The organism is Phyllobacterium sp. TAF24, from assembly GCF_052113785.1.
GTDB lineage: Bacteria > Pseudomonadota > Alphaproteobacteria > Rhizobiales > Rhizobiaceae > Phyllobacterium.
The window spans coordinates 1-4,319 of sequence record NZ_JBFRDN010000068.1; the positions used below are offsets into that span (position 1 = coordinate 1).

General features: G+C 56.1%; 5 protein-coding genes. 4 read left to right on the top strand and 1 reads right to left on the bottom strand.

The window, feature by feature from the left end:
- The first annotated feature begins 214 nt into the window (after positions 1 to 214).
- Genes AB4Y96_RS26300 through AB4Y96_RS26310 form a run of 3 tightly spaced genes read left to right on the top strand, consistent with a single transcriptional unit; the run spans position 215 to position 1,804 of the window.
- Positions 215 to 664, top strand: coding sequence for a DNA polymerase III subunit chi (locus tag AB4Y96_RS26300; RefSeq protein WP_091880325.1), 450 nt, complete (start codon positions 215 to 217; stop codon positions 662 to 664).
- A 1-nt stretch (position 665) separates the two neighbouring features.
- Positions 666 to 1,256 (top strand): hypothetical protein, encoded by a 591-nt coding sequence (locus AB4Y96_RS26305; protein ID WP_441920964.1) that lies wholly within the window; start codon positions 666 to 668, stop codon positions 1,254 to 1,256.
- The gene (locus tag AB4Y96_RS26310) at positions 1,256 to 1,804 is read left to right on the top strand and encodes a GNAT family N-acetyltransferase (protein ID WP_175540582.1); all 549 of its coding nucleotides are present in this window, start codon (positions 1,256 to 1,258) and stop codon (positions 1,802 to 1,804) included. Before AB4Y96_RS26305 ends, AB4Y96_RS26310 begins: the two co-directional genes overlap by 1 nt.
- On the opposite strand, the gene AB4Y96_RS26315 is transcribed toward AB4Y96_RS26310, so the two are convergent.
- Positions 1,783 to 2,418, bottom strand: coding sequence for a helix-turn-helix transcriptional regulator (locus tag AB4Y96_RS26315; RefSeq protein WP_441920966.1), 636 nt, complete (start codon positions 2,416 to 2,418; stop codon positions 1,783 to 1,785). The genes AB4Y96_RS26310 and AB4Y96_RS26315 overlap by 22 nt on opposite strands.
- Positions 2,419 to 2,536: 118 nt before the next feature.
- Between AB4Y96_RS26315 and AB4Y96_RS26320 the strand changes: the two genes are divergently transcribed.
- Positions 2,537 to 3,970: an MFS transporter gene (locus tag AB4Y96_RS26320; RefSeq protein WP_441920968.1), complete on the top strand. Its 1,434-nt coding sequence runs from the start codon at positions 2,537 to 2,539 to the stop codon at positions 3,968 to 3,970.
- The last annotated feature ends 349 nt before the right edge of the window (positions 3,971 to 4,319 follow it).

Below are 4,319 nucleotides of genomic sequence, written 5' to 3' on the forward strand. Positions count from 1 at the left end.
GATCAGATGAATCCGTATGCTCAGCGCCTCTAAGTTGTGGGTCCTCGGGTCAAGCCCGAGGATGACAGAGAATGGAGGATTGCAGGGAGCTAAACTCTGCGCCCTCGGCGATTAGCATTGCATCACCCCTCTCCCTCATGGTTGTTATGTCGAACCACGCACCACGAACCATTCAACCAAACCGAGTGACGAATATCCAATCAGATGAGTGAAAATGACTGAAATCCTGTTCTACCATCTGACTGAATCGACACTGGAAAATGCGCTTCCGGGGTTGGTCGAGCGCTCGCTCAGCCGCCAGTGGAAGGTCGTTATCCAGACCGGGTCGCAGGAGCGGCGTGACAGTCTGGACAATCATCTGTGGACATGGTCCGACGCGTCATTTCTTGCCCATGCCACGGATCAGGAACCGCATCCTCAGGAGCAGCCTGTCATATTGACAACGGGTGAAGGCAATCCAAACGGGGCGACAGTGCGCTTTCTGGTGGATGGTGCCGCGCCCAGCAATGTTGAAGCCTATGAACGGCTTGTCCTGATGTTTGACGGGCACGATCAGATGCAGCTTGAACAGGCGCGCGCACAGTGGAAGCTTTTGAAGGCAGAAGGGCATATGTTGACCTATTGGCAGCAGAATGCCGAGGGCCGCTGGGAAAAGAAGGCCTGACATGCGCAAGCTGTTGCTGTTGCTTTTGATTGCTGGCATCGGGCTTGGCATCGGTTATCCCTGGTATATCTATAATTTTTCCGGTGCCGAGATTGGTTCATGGCGGGTGTTCGACCGTCCCGGCCCCTACAAGCCAATCACTGTAGCATTGAAAGATAGCGACGGACCTGTCCGCGTTTTTGTGGATATGCAACCGCTGCGCAATTTCATCCCGGCTGAAGGACGCAGCGCATTGACTTCTGTCGTCACCCGCGATGGCAAGGACGTGCTGGTCAAAACGCTGTCCTATGTCAACGCACAGGCAGCCAACCGGGGATCACCACAGGGGCCGCGTGTCTATCGCGACAGGGCGGGGGATATCGATCCGGTTGTCTCAGGTGACTATACATTCAAGATTGGGCCCGGTGATGTGGATGGTCTTGAAGTGGCGCAGGTTGATCTGGTTCTGCGAAAGGGTGCGGCTACGGTTGACCGGTGGGTTATCCCTGCTGGTCTGACGATGATTGCCGTCGCCCTCTTTGGCCTGATCCGGCTGGGACGCCGCAAAGCACAGCCCACCAACGCACCCGCTGCGCCAAAATGGGGACGGTAATGACCCATCAGCTCAATGGCTGCCCGACTTTACTGACGCCGCGCCTGCGCTTGCGGCAGTTTGAAAGCCGGGATGAGAAGGGCCTGCATGCCTGTCTGGGTGATGAAAAGCTGACGCAGTACTGGGATTTTTCCGCCTGCGAGACAATCGAGGAAACGCGGCGCTGGCTGCGTGTGCTGGCCAAGACCACATCACCCTATGAAACGATGGCATGGGCGGTAGCAGACAGAACAACGGACCAGTGCATCGGCATGGTCAATTATCATCATCGCGAAGCGCGCAATCACCGGCTTGAAATCGGCTATATCCTGCGAACCGAATGGCAGGGCCGCGGCCTGATGGGGGAAGCGGTGCAGGCGCTCGTTAATCACTGCTCGGAAAATCTCAAAATACACCGTATTTCGGCGATCATTCATCCTGACAATGCCGCCTCCATCAAGCTCGTGGAGCGTTTGGGTTTTGAGTGCGAGGGCGGGCCGATGCGTGATTACTGGCGTGTCGGCACCACCTATATGAGCCCGATGCTTTACAGCCTCATCGTCAGTTGACGATTATCCGCTTGCTTCCCGGTAATCCGATAGGCGCAGCGCCGCGCACCTTTCAATATGTGCTCGAACCGCTTGATTTCCACGTCAGGGCCAAGCGCGGCCTGAAACACATCCAGCTCTGACCGGCAGAGCTTTTGGCACGCTTTGGCGGCGACACAGATAGGGCAGTGGTTTTCGACGAGAATCAATGCTCCTGATTCATCGCGGTTTATCTCCGCCATATAGCCTTCGGCAGAGCGTATTTCCGCCAGCCGTTCCACGCGCTGCTCCATCGAATCTATGTTGGACAGCTCGTTGCGGTAGTGATTGAGCGTGGTGGCTTCACGGTGGGAAATAAGCTTGTCGAGACCAGCATCGCCGAAAACAGCGGATACCGAAGCCAGAATGTCGGCTGTCAGGGCGGCGTGGTTGTCTGGAAACTGCCGGTTGCCATCATCGGTCAAATGCCAGAAGCGTTTGGGCCGACCGACAGTCTCACGGCTGTCTTCAAAGTCAACAAGGCCGTCCTCCTGTAGCCGCCCCAGCATCTGACGAACAGCAACGGACGTGATGCCAAGGCGGTCTGCCAGCGATGCGGCGGTCTGCGCGCCGGCCACCTTCAGGGAATAGAGCATGCGATTTGTGGTACGATCCTGCATCTTCTGACGATAACAAGAATATTTTTAAAAAGCTATTGCTTGTTTTATTAAGGGTAATATAAAAACATAAAACTTATTTAATTGAGGTGACGCCATGCAAGAGTCGACAGATCAAACCAGCGATGCGCGTTGGTCGGAACTGATAAGCCCGCAATATTCGGCCGCAACAACAACGCTTTGCCTCGGCGTAGCGTTGTTTGCGTTCAATGGCTTTCTGGTTTCCACGTCCTTGCCGACAGCCGTACGCGAGATCGGCGGTTTGGCGCTCATTTCATGGGCTTTCACGCTCTATCTGGTTCTCTCCATCGTCGGTGGTGCCAGCGGTGCGCTATTGAAAGGCAAATTAGGGCCACGCCGGGCGCTGGTGGGTGCTGCACTGGTGTTTCTGGTCGGAACACTGATCGCCGCTTTTGCCTCGTCCATGACGGAAGTGCTTGTTGGCCGGGCGCTGCAGGGGCTGGGCGAGGGCGTGATTGCCGCCATCTGTTATGCCCTTATTCCTGAACTTTTCCCGTCGCGTCTTGTGGCGAAAGTCTTTGGCGCGGAAGCTGTCGTGTGGGCCATTGCCGCCTTTGGCGGCCCGCTGGTCGCCGGTATTCTCACGGAAACCGTATCATGGCGCGCTGCTTTCCTCGTCAACGTTCCCATGGCTTTGATCTTCATTACGCTGGTTTTCCGTATCGTCCCGCGCTCCAGCGCTGAGACCGGGAGTTTGTCCGTACCATTCCTGCGGCTCGCAGCCATCGGTGGCGGCATCATGCTGGTGGCACTCGCGGGCATCATGCAGACTTTGACGATGGAAGTGCTGTTCGTCGCCGGTGCCGCTGCGGTCCTTGCCGCCGTTGTGATTGTGGACCGCCGCAGCCGCACGCCGCTGTTTCCATCGGATGCCTTCGCGCTTACATCCACCGTCGGTATCGGCCTTTGGGTCGTGTTGCTTATGCCCATCGCGCAGGCTTCCACGTCGGTTTATCTTGTCATGACCTTGCAGAATTTGTGGGGGTATGGCCCGACCATGGCCGGCGCATTCAGTGCAAGTTTTGCCGTCGCATGGAGCACAATCGCCATTCTGGTTGCCAATATTCAGGACCCGCGCCGCCGTTCATGGCTGATCCGTCTTGGGCCAACACTTTTGGTCACAGGGCTTGCCGTTCTCGTTCTTGGTTTCTCTGCCGATCTGCCGCTGGTGGTTCTGGTCGGTCAGATGAGCATCGGTGCCGGATTTGGTGTCAGCTGGGGCTTTTTAAGCCAGAGTGTCATGGAAGCGGCGCGTGATGGCGAGCGCGACCGGGCATCGGCACTCCTGCCGACATTGCAGTCCGCCGGTTATGCCATCGGCGCAGCTGTTGCTGGTCTTGTCGCCAATGCCGCCAATTATCCGCAGGCAACCAGCCCTGATGCCTTGCGCGAGGCAACAATGACCATCTTTGCGGTCTCAACCATGATTGGTCTTGCTGCCATGATTGCCGGATTTGCCTTGCCATTCCGCAAGAAAACGGTGTTTGCAGCCGACTGCCTCAATTCTTAGAAAACCTGCCTCTATGGGGGCTGGCACCGTTCGGGAATTCACATCTGCTGAATTTCCGGAAAATCCAGGAGAGGGGAGGATTTCGACCTGCAAATCCCCTCTCTTGTGATTTTGTGAGCTAGCAATGATCGCTGCAAAACCTGCCACGCGTGGTTCGTGGTTCGACAAGCTCACCATGAGGGAGAGTGTGGATGGAACGCTAATCGCAAAGCTTGCAGAATATAGCTCTCTGCAACCCACCTATCTCCGTCATCCTATGGCTCCCATCTCTCCGTCATCCTCGGGCTTGACCCGAGGACCCATAATTCAAAATTGTTGAATATACGGATTCATCTGATCTTCTTAACCG